The organism is Bacillus jepli (assembly GCF_047238305.1).
Classification (GTDB): domain Bacteria; phylum Bacillota; class Bacilli; order Bacillales; family Bacillaceae_L; genus Ferdinandcohnia.
Window position 1 is genome coordinate 889590 of the sequence record NZ_JBDFMO010000001.1, and the last position, 19067, is coordinate 908656.

Genomic DNA, 19067 nt, shown 5'->3' on the forward strand with positions numbered 1-19067 from the left:
ATTTCGATAAACCTCCTCCTCGTCAACTAAACCTGTAACAATAGCCTATGCTTTGTTACTATTTCCGTTCATGGTTTAGTTCTGGCGCTTTAAAAATGATTATTAATGATCAGTCTTATCCCTCCTCCACAATAAAAAGAACAAGAACAATATTACACAGAAAATCCAAAATCGTCAATAAAACATGGAATAACTTTTCCATGTATACTAAAAAAATATGCAAACGTGGAACAGGTTGTGCCAAGTTTGCATATTTTTAATCAAATTGTATAATTACTCCGCACCCATTTCTGTTTTTACAACAGCTACGATACGGTCTACATATTCTTTACATTGCTCTTCGGTTGGAGCTTCCGCCATTACCCTTACTAAAGGCTCAGTTCCTGAAGGTCGTACCAAGATGCGACCATTTCCATTCATTTCAGCTTCTACCTGTTCGATAACCCCTTTGATTACCGGATTATCTGTAACATGGTATTTATCCGTAACCTTCACATTCACCAATAGCTGCGGGAACTTTTTCATTTCACTTGCAAGCTCTGATAGAGGTTTCTTTGTGCTCTTCATGATATTCACTAATTGCAGACCTGTTAATAGCCCATCACCAGTTGTATTGTAATCTAGGAAGATGATATGTCCTGATTGTTCCCCGCCTAGGATGTATCCACTCTTCTTCATTTCCTCTACAACATAGCGGTCACCAACAGCCGTTTGCACACTCGCAATATCATTCTCTTCCAAAGCTTTATAGAAGCCTAAATTACTCATTACCGTTGAAACCACTGTTTGTTGCTTTAATCGACCTTGTTCTTTCATATGCTTTGCACAAATATACATGATTTGGTCGCCATCAACGATATCGCCATTCTCATCAATTGCAATAAGACGGTCACCATCACCATCAAATGCCAATCCAACATCTGCACCTTTCTCTTTTAAGAAGGCTGCTAGTGCTTCTGGATGCGTAGAACCTACGCCATCGTTGATATTTAGACCGTTTGGAGAAGTCCCCATTGTTGAAATATCTGCATCTAGGTCAGCAAATAAATGCGTAGCAAGGGAAGATGTTGCCCCGTGAGCGCAATCTAATGCCACATGGATACCTGTGAAATCCTCTTCCACTGTTTGTTTTAAGAATTGAAGGTATTTTTGACCACCCTCAAAATAGTCATTCACTAGCCCTAGCTCAGCCCCAACTGGACGTGGAAGCTGATCCTCAGGTAAATCTAATAATGCTTCAATTTCATTTTCCTGTTCATCAGAAAGCTTAAATCCATCTGGACCAAAGAACTTAATTCCATTGTCCTGGACTGGATTATGTGAAGCAGATATCATTACGCCTGCCTCAGCTCCCAATGCCTTAGTTAAATACGCTACACCTGGAGTTGAGATAACACCTAAACGCATAACCTCTGCTCCAATGGATAAAAGACCTGCTACAAGCGCCCCTTCTAGCATATGACCTGAAATTCGGGTGTCGCGCCCAATTAGAACCTTTGGTCTTTCTTTATCCTTTGTTAACACATAACCTCCAAATCTTCCAACCTTAAATGCAAGCTCTGGCGTTAATTCGCTATTTGCAACACCACGTACACCATCTGTACCAAAATATTTTCCCATTTTAAATGATCTCTCCTTTTGCAGATACTTCCTTACCCTTCTATTTCGGTGATTCGTATCTTTGCCTTTTCTTGAGGTAATGCCCATTTCACATTATCTGGGCCTTTCACATTTATATCTACATCGTGTTCACCAATTCCTAGGTCAGTTACATCGATAAATACATCAAGGTTAGTAGGACTTGTCCCTTCTATGACACTTGGTGCACCTTGAATTTCTAAATCAAGGGTTCCAGCTTCAGGATTTAAAAAAGTTAGTGTATATTGGGCTCCTAATCCTTGGCTTCTAATTGATAAATCTGGGAAGGTTTCCGATATCTCCGCTTCGACATCGACTATTACTTCAATTTCCTGTGGGGATACCTGTATAACCCCTTTCGGAATCGGAACCTTCACTTTAATTGTTGAATCTTCTTTAATTTTATCAAGGTCAATCTCACCTTCAATAGATGAGATGGCATCGATGACCTCTTTTGGACCAAATATTGTAACCTCATTTGGGGTTGGCGTGATATTGACTAAACTCAACCCATCCGCCAGCTTTCCTTTTTGTTTAAGGGTAAATGATACGGATTTATTCGGACTTTTAATTGGAACCGTGATTTCGACAATATTCGGCTCAACAGATACTGATAATACATTTTGATTTTTATCATACACAGCGACTCTTGATTCCTGTGTAAAGTTTTTAGTGACTCCCTTAAGGTCGACAACTGCTTTTACTAACGCAATTCTTTCGATTTCCTCCAGGGCTCCGGTAATTTTAACAACGCGAGGCGAAACTACTGGTTGTTCAATCGTATATCCTTCTGCTACTTGATCGCGGTTAACAAAGTCAACTTCAACAGGGAATTCCTTTGTCACCTTTTCCTGAATAACGACGGTAATTTCTGCAGGGTCAATTTTCACTTTAATTTTATCAGATATATTTCGGTATTGTAGCTTTACCTTATGAGTACCAACAGATAACTGAGTAAGATCTGCATATACTTCAATTTCCTTTTGAAGACCTTCCCTTTTTGTAACACCGGAAGGACCCTCAATTGTGACGTTCACATATTGCGGAACTCCCGATACCACTAGATTTTGATCATCATAGTATGTATTGACCGGAATTTCCGTTAATGTTTCCGTGTAGTTTGAAAACAACGGCAATCCTGCAGGGCTCTTAGATGAAGGTTGATTTTCAAAGCTGACAGATGCAAATAAGAGCAAAGCAATTAATAAGGCAATAATCCGTGTAACCCAACGGTTATCCATTAATTTATCCATTCTTTTTCCCCCTCCATTGCCAAAGTGGATGAGAGGTATTGCTTTCGTTTGTAATTAGTTCTTGTTTTAGTAAATCTCGAAATGAATCAGGCTTCAAATCACGGTGTAATTCTCCGTTCTTTGTTAATGACACACTTCCCGTTTCCTCTGATACAACGATGGTAATGCTGTCTGTTACCTCACTAATCCCAAGTGCAGCTCGGTGCCGAGTTCCTAATTCTTTTGAAATAAATGGACTCTCAGAAAGCGGTAAATAACAAGCCGCAGCCGCGACCTGATTTTTTTGAATAATAACGGCTCCATCATGTAAAGGTGTATTTGGAATGAAAATATTAATTAGTAACTCAGATGAGATCGCTGAATGAAGTGGGATTCCAGTTTCTACATAATCCCCCATTCCCGTTTGTCGCTCAACTGAAATGAGTGCACCAATACGGCGTTTTGCCATATAATCGGTAGCTTTTGTGATTGCTTCAATTAATTTGGCCTGCTGATCATCTTCATCCGTACCACTTCTGGAGAATATTTTTCCGCGCCCCAGCTGTTCCAATGCCCTTCGCAATTCAGGCTGGAAGATGACGATAATCGCCAAGAATCCCCAATCCATTACCTGGTCCACTAACCAAAACAATGTATGTAATTCTAATAGGCTACTCAATAAGCGGATAAAAACGATTACGATAATACCCTTTAATAACTGAACAGCTTTTGTTCCGCGTATAAGGGATAATAATTTATATATCACATACCAGACAAGGAGAACATCTAAAAAAATGCCGAGGTAACCTAGTAATGGGAGTTCATTAAATGACATTCTCACACTTCCTCTATGAAATAATCCAAAAAACATAGTTAGCTATAATATTATATCATATAACTTTCATGTACCAATTACAAATTGGTAGGAGGATAAGCTCAAATTCAAAAAAGAAAAAAGACCACCGTGTGCGATGGTCTATTCTTCTTGATCAAAAATGTGAATTGCATCTGTTCCTACCTTTTTTATATGGTACCAAAGCCACTCAAACATCTGGTTGACTTCTTTGATATTACCAGTAACATTTCCAGCTGAGGCCATATAGTTCTCACCGTTTATAACTGTAACATCTCCGTCTACTTCTCCCTCAATTACGATCTTTCCGTTCTTTACAACGACATCGCCTTTTACAGTTTCGCCTTCGGGAACAATGACGGTATTGTTTTCTACAATTAAATTAGGTTGCTTTGAAACAGAGAATTGCTCACTTTCACTCCAGACTGAAAAAAGACTTCCTGCCATTAATAAAAGAAAGAGTGAGGCTGCTGTCAACATTGGATGCTCTCTAAACCAGCGTCTAAAACTCACAGTACGTTTTTCCTTCGGTAAATTTTGCATGACCTTTAATGTGAAATCGTTAGGTGCGGAAATGTGAGAAGTACTTTGTACCAACGCAATGGTTTTCTTTAGCTCATGAAAATGTTGATGACATGATTCGCATGTTAGCAAGTGCTCACGTAGTAGCTTCTCTTCCTCTTCAGAAATGTCTTCATCTAGGTAATTGTGCATTAATTCAATCATGTTGTTTTCTGAACAGTTCATTCTTTCTCACCCCTATACATGTCGAAGCTGGTTTCGTAATGCTTCTCGACCTCTGTGAATTCTTGTTTTTACCGTACCCACCGGTAGGTCAAGAATTTCACTAATTTCCTTTAGCGAAAACTCCTCGATGTATTTTAAAACAATAACCGAACGATACTTATCCGGAAGCTTCATTATTTCTGATTGAATTAATTCTTGAAGCTCCATCGTTTCTAGCTCGTCCTCCGGTAATGCAGCATCTGCGGCAATCTGCGAATACATAGTTAGTCCATCTGAGCCCGCAAGCTCAGCATCTAGATAGTAGTCAGGCTTTTTCTTACGAATGCGGTCAATCGACAGATTCGTTGCTATCCGATATAACCATGTTGAAAACTTTTTATTCAAATCATAGCTATGAATATTAACATAAGCCCGAATAAAGGCTTCCTGTGCAATATCCTCCGCCTCATGTCGGTTTCCAAGCATACGATAGCATATTTGAAAAACCTTGTCTTTGTAAAATTCTACTATCTCCGCAAATGCATTCTGATCTCCATTTTTTATCTGCCTAATTCTGTTTTTGATGATAGTCTCCATTTTGTATACCTCCGCCACTGCGGGTATCATTATTTACGATTGACCTTAAAAAAGGTTTCATTTTCTCCATAATTTTCATTTTAACAAATTTTGGCTAGTTTATGTGGCAGAATTCAAATCTTTAAAAATAAAAAACACAGTACCCCTTAATCCCCGAGATACTGTGAAGTCCTCACAGAAGTTTTTCTCCAAATAAAGAACCCATTAAAGCAACAGCAACTGAAGCTGTTTTATTTTTATCATCTAAAATTGGATTAACCTCCACGAATTCAGCAGACGTAATTAATTTCGATTCCTCTAACATCTCCATCGCCAAATGGCTTTCACGGTAACTAATCCCGCCAAGTACAGGGGTTCCCACGCCTGGTGCATCATGTGGATCAAGACCATCTAAATCTAATGATAAGTGTACACCATCTGTTCTGTCTTTCAGATAACGAATCGTTTCTTCCATGACCTTTGTCATACCTAAACGATCAACTTCATGCATCGTATACACTTTAATCCCTAGCTGTTTAATTAATGCTTTCTCACCATCATCGAGTGATCTCGCCCCTATTATGACAACGTTTTCAGTTTTGAGCTTTGGAGTATATCCAGCAATATCAGTGAGACGCTTATGGCCAAGTCCGAGGCTTGCCGCAAGTGGCATTCCATGAATATTGCCAGATGGTGAGGTGTCTGCCGTGTTTAAATCACCATGAGCATCATACCAAATGACCCCTAAATTTTTATAATGTTTTGAAACCCCAGCAAGTGTTCCAATGGCAATGCTATGGTCGCCACCTAAAACAAGTGGAAATCTTCCATTCAGTATGACCTCATCAACCGTAGCAGCAAGCTTCTCATTGGCTTCAGATACTTTCTCAAGATTTTTTAAATTTTCATCATTGGCCACTTCCTCACGAGTTGGACGAGTAATTTCGATATCACCTAAATCATCTATATCAAAGTCAAGCCTTTCTAATCGTTCAACCACACCAGCATAACGAATGGCACTTGGTCCCATATCGACGCCTCTACGCATCTGACCTAAGTCCATTGGTACTCCAATAATCGATATATCCTTCTTCATGATTAAATGCCCCCTCTCCCATATACTCTATTGTAACTGCTTTCAATAGATTGACTCAACTCAACAAAATCATGTATATCTATACACTATGACCGGGGAGGGATGAGGATATTTCTGGATTTATGCAAAAAAAATAAACCCTTTAAGGTTTATACGATATACGTCATTCAATTGGTGGAGCCTAGCGGGATCGAACCGCTGACCTCCTGCGTGCAAAGCAGGCGCTCTCCCAGCTGAGCTAAGGCCCCTAAATACGAAAAAGAAGTAGTTCGTGGAGCGGAAGATGGGATTCGAACCCGCGACCCCCACCTTGGCAAGGTGGTGTTCTACCACTGAACTACTTCCGCATATGAGATGAGCCATGAAGGACTCGAACCTTCGACCCTCTGATTAAAAGTCAGATGCTCTACCGACTGAGCTAATGGCTCTAAAATGGCTGGGCTAGCAGGATTCGAACCTACGAATGACGGAGTCAAAGTCCGTTGCCTTACCGCTTGGCTATAGCCCATTAATTAAACTTCATCTCAAGTTATTAACCGGAAATTTGTTGTATTCAATTACCCTATTATCTTGCACAATTACCTGCAATATATGAGTAATTTTACTAATTAAATCTACAATTTCCATAAAAATAGCCTACTTCATCCTTTTGAACTTGTCCAAAGAAAGAATAAAGGCTTTTCGAAAACTATAAATGGTGGAGGGGGACGGATTCGAACCGCCGAACCCTGAGGGAGCGGATTTACAGTCCGCCGCGTTTAGCCACTTCGCTACCCCTCCATTTAAGGTGGTGCCGGCTAGAGGACTTGAACCCCCAACCTACTGATTACAAGTCAGTTGCTCTACCAATTGAGCTAAACCGGCATATTAAGATCTCAAACCAATAAATATTTGATTGTGTATAGTCGTCCTAATCTCAAAAAGCTAATTCAAGAAGTGGTTCGATTAGTACGCTGATGTAATTTCAAGAAGCTTATTCGGTCGTGCTCTACCAATTGAGCTAAACCGGCAAAAGATAAAATTAATGGTGGAGGATGACGGGATCGAACCGCCGACCCCCTGCTTGTAAGGCAGGTGCTCTCCCAGCTGAGCTAATCCTCCAAATGGTGACCCGTACGGGATTCGAACCCGTGTTACCGCCGTGAAAGGGCGGTGTCTTAACCGCTTGACCAACGGGCCATTTAACAATTCCCTTTTTTAAGCTTCCAAGCGGGCTCGAACCGCTGACCTCTTCCTTACCATGGAAGTGCTCTACCAGCTGAGCTATGGAAGCAATGGCTCCGCAGGTAGGATTCGAACCTACGACCGATCGGTTAACAGCCGATAGCTCTACCACTGAGCTACTGCGGAATAATTGCCTAGCGACGTCCTACTCTCACAGGGACAAAGTCCCAACTACCATCGGCGCTGAAGAGCTTAACTTCCGTGTTCGGTATGGGAACGGGTGTGACCTCTTCGCTATCGCCACTAGACTATGTTGAAGGATTCATTCCTTCAAAACTAGATAACGCTCCTACATTCATCATTTTGGTTAAGTCCTCGATCGATTAGTATCAGTCAGCTGCACATGTCACCATGCTTCCACCTCTGACCTATCAACCTCGTCATCTTCGAGGGATCTTACTAGTTTAACACTATGGGAAATCTCATCTTGAGGGGGGCTTCATGCTTAGATGCTTTCAGCACTTATCCCTTCCACACATAGCTACCCAGCTATGCCCTTGGCAGGACAACTGGTACACCAGCGGTGTGTCCATCCCGGTCCTCTCGTACTAAGGACAGCTCCTCTCAAATTTCCTACGCCCACGACGGATAGGGACCGAACTGTCTCACGACGTTCTGAACCCAGCTCGCGTACCGCTTTAATGGGCGAACAGCCCAACCCTTGGGACCGACTACAGCCCCAGGATGCGATGAGCCGACATCGAGGTGCCAAACCTCCCCGTCGATGTGGACTCTTGGGGGAGATAAGCCTGTTATCCCCGGGGTAGCTTTTATCCGTTGAGCGATGGCCCTTCCATGCGGAACCACCGGATCACTAAGCCCGACTTTCGTCCCTGCTCGACTTGTAGGTCTCGCAGTCAAGCTCCCTTGTGCCTTTACACTCTACGAATGATTTCCAACCATTCTGAGGGAACCTTTGGGCGCCTCCGTTACTCTTTAGGAGGCGACCGCCCCAGTCAAACTGCCCACCTGACACTGTCTCCAAGGCCGATAAGGCCTTCGGGTTAGAATTTCAATACAGCCAGGGTAGTATCCCACCGACGCCTCCACCGAAGCTGGCGCTCCGGCTTCCAAGGCTCCTACCTATCCTGTACAAGCTGTACCAAAATTCAATATCAGGTTGCAGTAAAGCTCCACGGGGTCTTTCCGTCCTGTCGCGGGTAACCTGCATCTTCACAGGTACTATAATTTCACCGAGTCTCTCGTTGAGACAGTGCCCAGATCGTTACACCTTTCGTGCGGGTCAGAACTTACCTGACAAGGAATTTCGCTACCTTAGGACCGTTATAGTTACGGCCGCCGTTTACTGGGGCTTCGATTCAGAGCTTCGCTTACGCTAACCCCTCCTCTTAACCTTCCAGCACCGGGCAGGTGTCAGCCCCTATACTTCGCCTTGCGGCTTCGCAGAGACCTGTGTTTTTGCTAAACAGTCGCCTGGGCCTATTCACTGCGGCTTTTCAGGGCTATTCACCCTAAAAAGCACCCCTTCTCCCGAAGTTACGGGGTCATTTTGCCGAGTTCCTTAACGAGAGTTCTCTCGATCACCTTAGGATTCTCTCCTCGCCTACCTGTGTCGGTTTGCGGTACGGGCACCTTCTACCTCGCTAGAAGCTTTTCTTGGCAGTGTGGAATCAGGAACTTCGGTACTTTATTTCCCTCGCCATCACAGCTCAACCTTACGGTAAGCGGATTTGCCTACTTACCAGTCTAACTGCTTGGACGCGCATATCCAACAGCGCGCTTACCCTATCCTCCTGCGTCCCTCCATTGCTCAAACGGTAATGAGGTGGTACAGGAATTTCAACCTGTTGTCCATCGCCTACGCTTTTCAGCCTCGGCTTAGGTCCCGACTAACCCTGAGCGGACGAGCCTTCCTCAGGAAACCTTAGGCATTCGGTGGAGGGGATTCTCACCCCTCTTTCGCTACTCATACCGGCATTCTCACTTCTAAGCGCTCCACCAGTCCTCTCGGTCTGACTTCGCTGCACTTAGAACGCTCTCCTACCATTGTTCGTAAGAACAATCCACAGCTTCGGTGATACGTTTAGCCCCGGTACATTTTCGGCGCAGAGTCACTCGACCAGTGAGCTATTACGCACTCTTTAAATGGTGGCTGCTTCTGAGCCAACATCCTGGTTGTCTAAGCAACTCCACATCCTTTTCCACTTAACGTATACTTTGGGACCTTAGCTGGTGGTCTGGGCTGTTTCCCTCTTGACTACGGATCTTATCACTCGCAGTCTGACTCCCGAGAATCAAGTCTTTGGCATTCGGAGTTTGACTGAATTCGGTAACCCGATGAGGGCCCCTAGTCCAATCAGTGCTCTACCTCCAAGACTCTAACTCGAGGCTAGCCCTAAAGCTATTTCGGAGAGAACCAGCTATCTCCAAGTTCGATTGGAATTTCTCCGCTACCCACACCTCATCCCCGCACTTTTCAACGTGCGTGGGTTCGGGCCTCCATTCAGTGTTACCTGAACTTCACCCTGGACATGGGTAGATCACCTGGTTTCGGGTCTACGACCACGTACTATGTCGCCCTATTCAGACTCGCTTTCGCTGCGGCTCCGTCTCTTCAACTTAACCTTGCACGGGATCGTAACTCGCCGGTTCATTCTACAAAAGGCACGCCATCACACATAAATGTGCTTTGACTACTTGTAGGCACACGGTTTCAGGTTCTCTTTCACTCCCCTCCCGGGGTGCTTTTCACCTTTCCCTCACGGTACTGGTTCACTATCGGTCACTAGGGAGTATTTAGCCTTGGGAGATGGTCCTCCCAGCTTCCGACGGGATTTCACGTGTCCCGCCGTACTCAGGATCCACTCAAGAGAGAACGAAGTTTCAACTACAGGGTTGTTACCTTCTCTGACGGACCTTTCCAGGTCACTTCGTCTACTTCGCTCTTTTGTAACTCCGTATAGAGTGTCCTACAACCCCAAGAGGCAAGCCTCTTGGTTTGGGCTATCTTCCGTTTCGCTCGCCGCTACTCAGGAAATCGCGTTTGCTTTCTCTTCCTCCGGGTACTAAGATGTTTCAGTTCCCCGGGTCTACCTTCTCTCACCCTATGTATTCAGGTAAGGATACTGCCCCATTACGAGCAGTGGGTTTCCCCATTCGGAAATCTTCGGATCAATGCTTACTTACAGCTCCCCGAAGCATATCGGTGTTAGTACCGTCCTTCATCGGCTCCTAGTGCCAAGGCATCCACCGTGCGCCCTTCATAACTTAACCTATTCGGCTTTGATAAGCTTCGAATCTCTTCGTCACCACTTGTCGTCATCATCCTCACGTACGTTAAAGTACGCTCCGGTGATTCCTCAATCGGTTCCTCGACCTTCTCGCTTCTCATTCACCTTTAAGTTTTAAAGAACTTTTACTACTTCAATGAATGTTTTGTTACGTTATCTAGTTTTCAAAGAACGAATTTGAAAGCACAAAAGCACTCTCAAAACTGACCACAATACAAAGCGTCTTTTTATGAAGTTCGTAGAACTTCAGTTTCCTTAGAAAGGAGGTGATCCAGCCGCACCTTCCGATACGGCTACCTTGTTACGACTTCACCCCAATCATCTGTCCCACCTTAGGCGGCTGGCTCCTTACGGTTACCCCACCGACTTCGGGTGTTACAAACTCTCGTGGTGTGACGGGCGGTGTGTACAAGGCCCGGGAACGTATTCACCGCGGCATGCTGATCCGCGATTACTAGCGATTCCGGCTTCATGCAGGCGAGTTGCAGCCTGCAATCCGAACTGAGAATGGTTTTATGGGATTGGCTTAACCTCGCGGTTTTGCTGCCCTTTGTACCATCCATTGTAGCACGTGTGTAGCCCAGGTCATAAGGGGCATGATGATTTGACGTCATCCCCACCTTCCTCCGGTTTGTCACCGGCAGTCACCTTAGAGTGCCCAACTTAATGCTGGCAACTAAGATCAAGGGTTGCGCTCGTTGCGGGACTTAACCCAACATCTCACGACACGAGCTGACGACAACCATGCACCACCTGTCACTCTGTCCCCGAAGGGAAAATCCTATCTCTAGGAGTGTCAGAGGATGTCAAGACCTGGTAAGGTTCTTCGCGTTGCTTCGAATTAAACCACATGCTCCACCGCTTGTGCGGGCCCCCGTCAATTCCTTTGAGTTTCAGTCTTGCGACCGTACTCCCCAGGCGGAGTGCTTAATGCGTTTGCTGCAGCACTAAAGGGCGGAAACCCTCTAACACTTAGCACTCATCGTTTACGGCGTGGACTACCAGGGTATCTAATCCTGTTCGCTCCCCACGCTTTCGCGCCTCAGCGTCAGTTACAGACCAGAGAGCCGCCTTCGCCACTGGTGTTCCTCCACATCTCTACGCATTTCACCGCTACACGTGGAATTCCGCTCTCCTCTTCTGCACTCAAGTCCCCCAGTTTCCAATGACCCTCCACGGTTGAGCCGTGGGCTTTCACATCAGACTTAAAGGACCGCCTGCGCGCGCTTTACGCCCAATAATTCCGGATAACGCTTGCCACCTACGTATTACCGCGGCTGCTGGCACGTAGTTAGCCGTGGCTTTCTGGTTAGGTACCGTCAAGGTACCGCCCTATTCGAACGATACTTGTTCTTCCCTAACAACAGAGCTTTACGATCCGAAGACCTTCTTCGCTCACGCGGCGTTGCTCCGTCAGACTTTCGTCCATTGCGGAAGATTCCCTACTGCTGCCTCCCGTAGGAGTCTGGGCCGTGTCTCAGTCCCAGTGTGGCCGATCACCCTCTCAGGTCGGCTACGCATCGTTGCCTTGGTGAGCCGTTACCTCACCAACTAGCTAATGCGCCGCGGGCCCATCTGTAAGTGATAGCAAAAGCCATCTTTTAATACGAGACCATGTGGTCTCATATATTATCCGGTATTAGCTCCGGTTTCCCGAAGTTATCCCAGTCTTACAGGCAGGTTGCCCACGTGTTACTCACCCGTCCGCCGCTAACCTTTGGGAGCAAGCTCCCTCAGGTTCGCTCGACTTGCATGTATTAGGCACGCCGCCAGCGTTCATCCTGAGCCAGGATCAAACTCTCCAATAAGAGTATTGATTGCTCAATAATTTTGTTACTTAGAATTAACGTTGACGCTTGTATTGTGTTCAGTTTTCAAAGGACTTTTTTGAATAATCGCTCAGAAGCGACTTTATTAATATAACATGCTGACAAATTAAAGTCAACATTTTTTTAAAACATTTTTTAAAATTATTGATCGTCATCGACGACGTTTATTAATATATCATCATCTAAAACGAGTGTCAATAATCTATTTTATATTATTTAAAGAGGATCATATCGACTTAATATAATCCTCCACTCCATTTATCCTTTTTTACTATTTACCTTCTTTGAACGAATATACCTGCTACATTCTGATGGATCAGCAATTCTTTTAAATAAACGAAACAAGATCTGATATCTTTCTTCCATAGCTCTTTTTACGATGTGGTCAATCCTTGCATCGCCCACATCAAATAGGATTTCGTCCATCTCTCTTTTTAGAAGGTATTCTAATTCTTTAACTTCCTTCTGATCAACTAATAATCCAATCATAATTTCACCCCAAGTTTAATGTAATTCTAGTTATTACCAAAATTAGTTATTTTATGAATCATTTTCCCTTAGAGTTTTACACATACAAATGCGGTGACAAGCATATTATTTTTACAGAAGATGTATTGGACAAGGAGGATAAAAATGAATTTTTTCTACATCCTGAGTAGCAAAAGGATTAAACAAACCTTAATTATTCTTTTCGCTTCCTTATTTACAGCCAGTATTTTTTATATAGAAAAAGGCAATATTTCTCCTGTTTTTTCAACAGAAAATGGCCCACGAGTAATATTCACAGGAGAAAAGAGCGAAAAGACAGTTGCACTTACTTTTAATATTAGTTGGGGAGATACAAAGGCACTCCCAATTATCGACACCTTAAAAAAGGAAGGGGTCAAGAATGCAACGTTCTTTCTTTCCGCTTCTTGGGCTGAGCGTCACCCACAGATAGTAGAACGGATTGTGAAGGATGGACATCAGATTGGCGTCAAGGGATATGATTATAAAAACTATACAGGATTAGAGGATGCACAGATTAAAAAGGATATTTACAAGGCTCAGGATGCATTTAAAAAAATGGGGGTCAAAACCGTTTCATTTGCTCGAACACCTGACGGAAATTTCGATTCTAGAGTTGTTAAAGTATTAGACTCTCTTGGATATACCCTTATTCATTGGAGCATAGATTCAAATGATTGGAATAATCCTGGAGTTGCAATAATTACGAGCAATGTTTTAGATAAGGTAAAAGGTGGGGATATTATATTATTCCACGCTTCAGACTCTGCCAAACAAACAGCCGAAGCTCTCCCATGTGTATTAAAAGGAATCAAAGCAAAAGGTCTCTCATTTGTGACGGTAAGTGATATGCTTAATAACGCTGATGTAAGAAGTGAAGTAGTTGAATAAGAAATTAAAAAAGCTGATCCATTAGATCAGCTTTTTTGGTTTGTTATTTTTGGCAGTATTAATAATTGATAGGCGTTGCAAATTAAAATAGGATAGATCATTAAATACAACCAACTTGTATCATTCACTCGGATTGCCGGCATCCATTCTATCACAGACACAACAAACATAAAGAAGACTGCTGGAATGAATGCCTTGTTATTTGTTTGTTTACTTTTAAAGTATGCAATGATTAATGCAAATACTAACATCAAAATCGGAATCCATACATATGACGAAATGGTTTCGCCCTCTGTTGCAAACACCTTAAAACGGAAATAAATTAAATCAAAGAAAACAAAAGCAATTAACACAATCTGCGCCGGCGCCCATGCCCCTTTGAATAATCCACGTCCAAAACGGTGTACAGTCAGATAAGCAAAGAAGCCCATTTGGCTAATAATACTAAAAATAAATCCAGCACCAATAAACCAAAATATGACTAGAAGGATTTCAACGACATCAGCTGCTAAAAATAATTCTTTATATTCACTCCATTTAACGGCAAATCCAAAAAAGATTGTGCTAATCGCACCTACTAGTAAGGTAGAAAGAAATAACCTTACCCAATTTCGACTTTTCACGACAAAATCCCCCACTCCATATATTCAAATATGATTGTACCAAAACGGAGGGGATGAATGCCAGTTTCTCACCATGCAATACGTGAATATTTTCTTACAAAAAAAGCATATTAACAAGTAAGGATCCCTTATGAAAGGAGCTTTGGGAATGAAAAAAAAGATGTCGCTCCTCCTCATTTTTAGTTTGTTATTGATTATTGTAGGGTGCGCCCCAGCAAATGTTGAACAAAATCGAATGGATTATGAAGAAACGAAGAAGATGGTTGTCGATATATTAAAAACAGATGATGGTAAAAAAGCAATCGAGGAACTCATGCGGGATGAAAAGTTGAAGCAGCACCTCGTCATGGATCAAGTTGTCGTAAAAGATGCCATCCAGGAAACCCTTACCTCTGACAATGGAGTTGAATTCTGGAAAAAGACATTCGAGGATACGAAGTTTGTAGAAGAATACGCAAAAAGTATGAAAACGGAGCACGAAAAGCTCATTAAAGACTTAATGAAGGATCCGGATTATCAAAAAATGGTGATGGATATCTTAAAAAACCCTGAAATGGAACAACAATTCACAGATGTTGTTAAAAGTCAGGAATTTAGAAAGCATCTTCAAACTGTAATTAGTGAAACACTTGAGAGTCCGTTATACAAAGCGAAGATTGAAGATATTCTTATAAAAGCTGCAGAAGATATGGAAAAACAGGAAAAAGCAAAAAAGGATGAAGGCCAAGGAAGCGGTAATAGCTAAATCATCAATAGATTAAAGACCCTCCAAAATATTTTGGAGGGTCTTTTGATTAGATTGCGTCAATGACTCGTTTCGCAATTTCATTATAGATTCTTCCGGTTGGATGATCTTCGTCATAAACAGATGGTGCAAAGTCATCATCATTCCAATCAGGTTGTCCCAATGGAATTTTACCTAATAAAGATGTTTGAAGCTCTTCCGCAAGCTTCTCTCCACCACCCTTACCAAATACATATTCCTTTTCACCTGTTACCTTGCTTTCAAAATAAGACATATTCTCGATGACACCTAGAATTTCGTGCTCTGTACGAAGCGCCATTGCACCCGCTCTGGCTGCTACAAAAGCAGCAGTTGGATGTGGTGTTGTGACAATAATCTCTTTACAATGTGGAAGCATCGTATGAACATCTAATGCTACATCGCCTGTACCTGGTGGTAAGTCAAGAACTAAGTAATCAAGGTCTCCCCACTCAACTTCATTAAAGAAATTATTCAACATTTTTCCAAGCATAGGGCCACGCCAGATGACCGGTGAATTGTCTTCTACAAAGAAGCCCATTGATATCACTTTTACGCCTTTTCTTTCTACAGGTATAATTTTTTCACCTCGAACGGCTGGGCGCTTTGTAATTCCCATCATGTCTGGAACACTGAATCCATAGATATCTGCATCAATGATTCCAACCTTTTTTCCCAGTCTAGCCAATGATACGGCTAAGTTAACGGAAACGGTTGATTTACCAACTCCTCCCTTACCACTTGCAACCGCGATAAAGGTCGTTTGATTTACCGGAGATAATAAAGGAGTTGATTCCCCTGCAGTTTCAGTCTTAAATTTCGCTAGTTCTTCTGGTGATAGGTCAGTAAAACGAAGACCTACAGATTCTGCCCCCGCTTGTTTTAATGCATTTACAATTGTGGATTGAAGCTGAAGTTGCTCACCTGTGCCAGTTTTTGATAGGGCAATTTTTACACTAACATGTTTCTTTTCTTCTTTTATCTTAATTTCTTGGATTGCATTCGTTTCCTCGAATGTTCTATGTAAGAATGGATCTTGCAATTGATGTAGTACTTCTCTGACTTGTTGCTCAGTTAACATAAAAACACCACCTAACTCTGTATTCGGTTTCACTCCTTTCTCATTATACCATACCTGTCCGAATTTACAGTGTGAGGAGTGTCATAGCATAGTAAAAAATACACGAAAATACCCACCTGTTATTCAGGTGGGTTTGATTCATTAGAGAAATATCGGTTGATTCCGGTATAGATGGAGGCTGCGACCTTATCTTGGTAGTCATCTTTTATTAATAGGGCTTTTTCTTCTGGATTTGAAAGGAACCCTACTTCTACAAGTGCACCAGGTTTCTTTGCACTTTTTAATAAATATACACCATTGATCGCTTTTGCTTGGCGTGTTGTATTTCCGAGATTGTTTCGAAGTTCATCTTGAATAAATTTGGCCACTTCTTCATTTTCCTTGAAGGTACTAAAGTAAAAAGTTTGTGCACCTCTCCACCTTGGAGAAGGGATAGCATTTAAATGAATACTTATAAATAAATCCGCTTCCGATTCATTAATGATTTGAACACGTTTCTTCAAATCCTCTGTTTTTCGTCGGCTAAGCCCTTTTGTTCCGTCCTTCGCTAAATCTGTATCTTCTTCCCGTAGCATTTGTACAAGCGCACCTTGCTGCTGTAAATAATCGCGGAGTTTATGGGATATCTCAAGGGCAATCTCCTTTTCCTGGATATCACCGCTTTGAGCTCCCCCGTCAGGTCCACCATGACCAGGATCAATAATAATGAACTTCCCTGATAGAGGTAAACTCCATGGGTCCCACACATCTTTATCCATATATCGATATTGTATAAATATAAATAAAACAACAGTTCCTAAAAGGATTCCCGTAATTTTTAGTTTCTTATTCATCATTTCCCTCCTGCATGTCCCTACATTAACTATATGGGACAAGGAGAGTATATATGATTAAAAAATCTAATGCAATTTTAGCCGGTATCTTTTTTCCCCTTTTTGAAATCCTTCCGTCCACCAATATGTCACATAGTATTCACATGAATAGTAAAGAGACTCATTCACAAAGCCTTGGTCGCCAATATGACCCCAGTAGCATATGAACTCATATAATGCATCAATCAGGTTCTTTTCAAATCTATAACATCGCATTCTCACTTCTTCTACAGATTCACCGTAGTACCCAAATTTGCTATACTTCGCCCCTAACAGGTATGATTCGATTGCAACATCAATGCATCCCTCTTCAATCGCACTCCCCAGTATGGAGCCCATTCTAAAAAAACTACCAAAGTTATCCACGACGCTCTTTTTAAGTTCCTCTAACGAAAGCTCCCGTAGCATTTTTCGTTCATACTTGATTTGTTTCTCTTTCCGTTTTTCCTTGAAGGTTGTAATAACGTTCATAAATTAAGAACCCCCTTTGATGATAGTTTCCTACTGCATCTTCGTAAACATGCGCCGAACACAAACTACCTCCATTGCCAAATAAAAGTATGTATACATGAAACGACTCCGCCTCACTCATAGCATGATTTTCCATTCCATCGGGGCTACGAAGAGCATTTCGCCTAGTTTCTAAACTCCTTTTCGCCTCTCATCAAATTTACGAAAAAGGCTCTCAATCCCCTGATTGAGAGCCAACTTCTCTATATATCCGATGTCTTTAAATTTTCTGACGTTTTTGGTAATGAACTTTCTTTTTGTTTCCCAACTAACCTTGCTACCTGCCAGCCAATGACCGTATGGACGACACCCATAATCAGAAATAATAAATAATCTCCAATTGGATCCGGAAGTAAGAGATCCACGATTAACCACATTCCAGCCGACGAAGCACCAATAAAAGCACCGAGCATTGACTTTTGGATTCGACTCATTTTCCATCCACCCCTTCAGGTTTGTTACCATACCTACATTCATCATATGTGGGTGAATTGCTCGAAATAACTTGAATTTTGGCGGATGGTTGTCCGGTATCCACAGTTTTCTCTAAATTCATGTCCTTTCTTATTGTTTCTCATCCAAAAGTTGTAGATAAAATTCAAGCTTATTCCCGAAGAAGAATTTCCCAGTTGCCAGTATGCTTAAGTCATAAAGAACATAAGGAGAGATTGCGATGATGAAAAATAAAGTTGTCATGATTACTGGGGCATCAAAAGGATTAGGAAAAGCATTGACACTCGCTTTCGCCAAAGAAGGGGCAAAGTTGGCAATCTGTGCGAGGACAGAAGATATCTTATTAAAAGTAAAACAGGATGCTGAAAAATTAGGGTCAACGGTTCTTGCAGTGCCCGCTGACGTTTCAAAGACGAGAGATGTGGAACGGTTTGTTGCTCTGGCAGAAGAGAAGTATGGAAAGATTGATATTTTGATTAATAACGCCTCCATGTTAGGTCCTAGCCCAATGCCTTTATTACTCGATTACCCGGAAGAAGATTTTATGGAGGTTTTAAGGGTAAATGCATTATCACCATTTTTAGTAACAAGAAGAGTTGTTGTTGGGATGCTTCAACGTAATCAAGGCTCTATTATCAATGTTACTTCAGAAGCTGGTCATATTGGTTATGCAGGCTGGGGAGCATACGGCGTATCAAAGTTTGCAGTTGAAGGTCTTACCGAAACATGGGCTGACGAATTAAGCGAGACTGGTGTTCGGATCAATATGATTGATCCCGGAGAAATGGATACAGAAATGCACCATTTGGCTGTACCAGATTGTGATTATCCTTTAGCAAAACCAGAAGATGTGGTCGATATCTTTTTATATCTTGCATCTGATCAGTCTAAAGGGATTAATGGTAAACGATTTTCAGCTCAAGCACATGAGGAGGTGTAAGA

The 19067-nt window shown here is 42.4% G+C and carries 15 protein-coding genes, 10 tRNA genes and 3 rRNA genes; 3 read left to right on the top strand and 25 right to left on the bottom strand.

Going from position 1 to position 19067, the window contains the following annotated elements; genetic code table 11:
* Positions 1-273 precede the first annotated feature (273 nt).
* From glmM to ABC371_RS04590, 20 genes are all read right to left on the bottom strand, one after another.
* On the bottom strand, positions 274-1620 hold the full coding sequence (gene glmM, locus ABC371_RS04495) for a phosphoglucosamine mutase (RefSeq protein ID WP_412895753.1): 1347 nt from the start codon (positions 1618-1620) through the stop codon (positions 274-276).
* 32 nt (positions 1621-1652) lie between these two features.
* A complete protein-coding gene (locus ABC371_RS04500; protein WP_412895754.1) occupies positions 1653-2891 on the bottom strand; it encodes a CdaR family protein in 1239 nt (412 codons plus the stop codon).
* Positions 2884-3705: a diadenylate cyclase CdaA gene (gene cdaA / locus ABC371_RS04505; RefSeq protein WP_412895755.1), complete on the bottom strand. Its 822-nt coding sequence runs from the start codon at positions 3703-3705 to the stop codon at positions 2884-2886. The genes ABC371_RS04500 and cdaA overlap by 8 nt, the downstream gene beginning before the upstream one ends.
* 141 nt (positions 3706-3846) lie before the next feature.
* The gene (locus ABC371_RS04510) at positions 3847-4470 is read right to left on the bottom strand and encodes a zf-HC2 domain-containing protein (RefSeq protein ID WP_412895756.1); all 624 of its coding nucleotides are present in this window, start codon (positions 4468-4470) and stop codon (positions 3847-3849) included.
* Between the two features lie 12 nt (positions 4471-4482).
* A complete protein-coding gene (sigW, locus tag ABC371_RS04515; protein WP_116354749.1) occupies positions 4483-5046 on the bottom strand; it encodes an RNA polymerase sigma factor SigW in 564 nt (187 codons plus the stop codon).
* Between the two features lie 172 nt (positions 5047-5218).
* The gene (rocF, locus tag ABC371_RS04520; RefSeq protein ID WP_412895757.1) at positions 5219-6121 is read right to left on the bottom strand and encodes an arginase; all 903 of its coding nucleotides are present in this window, start codon (positions 6119-6121) and stop codon (positions 5219-5221) included.
* 172 nt (positions 6122-6293) lie between these two features.
* Positions 6294-6369, bottom strand: a tRNA-Ala gene (locus ABC371_RS04525).
* Between the two features lie 24 nt (positions 6370-6393).
* Positions 6394-6468: transfer RNA gene (locus ABC371_RS04530), tRNA-Gly, on the bottom strand.
* Between the two features lie 8 nt (positions 6469-6476).
* Positions 6477-6549, bottom strand: a tRNA-Lys gene (locus ABC371_RS04535).
* Positions 6550-6554: 5 nt separating this feature from the next.
* A tRNA-Gln gene (locus ABC371_RS04540) sits at positions 6555-6629 on the bottom strand.
* A 187-nt stretch (positions 6630-6816) separates the two neighbouring features.
* Positions 6817-6901 (bottom strand) — tRNA-Tyr (locus ABC371_RS04545).
* Between the two features lie 8 nt (positions 6902-6909).
* Positions 6910-6985 (bottom strand) — tRNA-Thr (locus ABC371_RS04550).
* Positions 6986-7146: 161 nt separating this feature from the next.
* A tRNA-Val gene (locus ABC371_RS04555) sits at positions 7147-7222 on the bottom strand.
* A 3-nt stretch (positions 7223-7225) separates the two neighbouring features.
* Positions 7226-7300 (bottom strand) — tRNA-Glu (locus ABC371_RS04560).
* Positions 7301-7321: 21 nt separating this feature from the next.
* Positions 7322-7394, bottom strand: a tRNA-Thr gene (locus ABC371_RS04565).
* A gap of 2 nt (positions 7395-7396) precedes the next feature.
* A tRNA-Asn gene (locus tag ABC371_RS04570) sits at positions 7397-7471 on the bottom strand.
* Between the two features lie 6 nt (positions 7472-7477).
* Positions 7478-7593 (bottom strand): 5S ribosomal RNA (rrf, locus tag ABC371_RS04575).
* Between the two features lie 55 nt (positions 7594-7648).
* A 23S ribosomal RNA gene (locus ABC371_RS04580) occupies positions 7649-10579 on the bottom strand.
* 276 nt (positions 10580-10855) lie between these two features.
* A 16S ribosomal RNA gene (locus ABC371_RS04585) occupies positions 10856-12404 on the bottom strand.
* The 16S, 23S and 5S rRNA genes sit together here with 10 tRNA genes alongside, the layout of an rRNA operon.
* Positions 12405-12683: 279 nt before the next feature.
* Positions 12684-12914 (bottom strand): hypothetical protein, encoded by a 231-nt coding sequence (locus tag ABC371_RS04590; RefSeq protein WP_058000176.1) that lies wholly within the window; start codon positions 12912-12914, stop codon positions 12684-12686.
* Positions 12915-13058: 144 nt separating this feature from the next.
* On the opposite strand from ABC371_RS04590, the gene pdaB reads away from it, so the two are divergent.
* Complete coding sequence (pdaB, locus tag ABC371_RS04595; protein ID WP_412895758.1) at positions 13059-13823, top strand: polysaccharide deacetylase family sporulation protein PdaB; 765 nt, start codon at positions 13059-13061, stop codon at positions 13821-13823.
* Between the two features lie 26 nt (positions 13824-13849).
* Here pdaB and ABC371_RS04600 read toward each other — a convergent pair whose 3' ends face one another.
* Positions 13850-14446 carry a KinB-signaling pathway activation protein gene (locus ABC371_RS04600; RefSeq protein WP_412895759.1) on the bottom strand — a complete coding sequence of 199 codons (597 nt, stop codon included), beginning with the start codon at positions 14444-14446 and terminating at the stop codon, positions 13850-13852.
* 148 nt (positions 14447-14594) lie between these two features.
* Between ABC371_RS04600 and gerD the strand changes: the two genes are divergently transcribed.
* Positions 14595-15191, top strand: coding sequence for a spore germination lipoprotein GerD (gene gerD / locus ABC371_RS04605; RefSeq protein WP_412895760.1), 597 nt, complete (start codon positions 14595-14597; stop codon positions 15189-15191).
* Positions 15192-15240: 49 nt separating this feature from the next.
* On the opposite strand, the gene ABC371_RS04610 is transcribed toward gerD, so the two are convergent.
* The 4 genes from ABC371_RS04610 to ABC371_RS04625 all read right to left on the bottom strand — a co-directional run bounded on the left by ABC371_RS04610 (position 15241) and on the right by ABC371_RS04625 (position 18106).
* On the bottom strand, positions 15241-16290 hold the full coding sequence (locus ABC371_RS04610) for an Mrp/NBP35 family ATP-binding protein (RefSeq protein WP_412895761.1): 1050 nt from the start codon (positions 16288-16290) through the stop codon (positions 15241-15243).
* 119 nt (positions 16291-16409) lie between these two features.
* Entirely contained in the window at positions 16410-17123 is a 714-nt protein-coding gene (cwlD, locus tag ABC371_RS04615) for an N-acetylmuramoyl-L-alanine amidase CwlD (protein WP_412895762.1), read from the bottom strand.
* 66 nt (positions 17124-17189) lie between these two features.
* A complete protein-coding gene (locus tag ABC371_RS04620; protein ID WP_412895763.1) occupies positions 17190-17633 on the bottom strand; it encodes a YbaK family protein in 444 nt (147 codons plus the stop codon).
* A 242-nt stretch (positions 17634-17875) separates the two neighbouring features.
* The gene (locus ABC371_RS04625) at positions 17876-18106 is read right to left on the bottom strand and encodes a hypothetical protein (protein ID WP_412895764.1); all 231 of its coding nucleotides are present in this window, start codon (positions 18104-18106) and stop codon (positions 17876-17878) included.
* 239 nt (positions 18107-18345) lie between these two features.
* Here ABC371_RS04625 and ABC371_RS04630 point away from each other — a divergent pair, with 239 nt between their 5' ends.
* Positions 18346-19065, top strand: a complete 720-nt coding sequence (locus ABC371_RS04630) for an SDR family NAD(P)-dependent oxidoreductase (protein ID WP_412895765.1) — start codon at positions 18346-18348, stop codon at positions 19063-19065.
* The last annotated feature ends 2 nt before the right edge of the window (positions 19066-19067 follow it).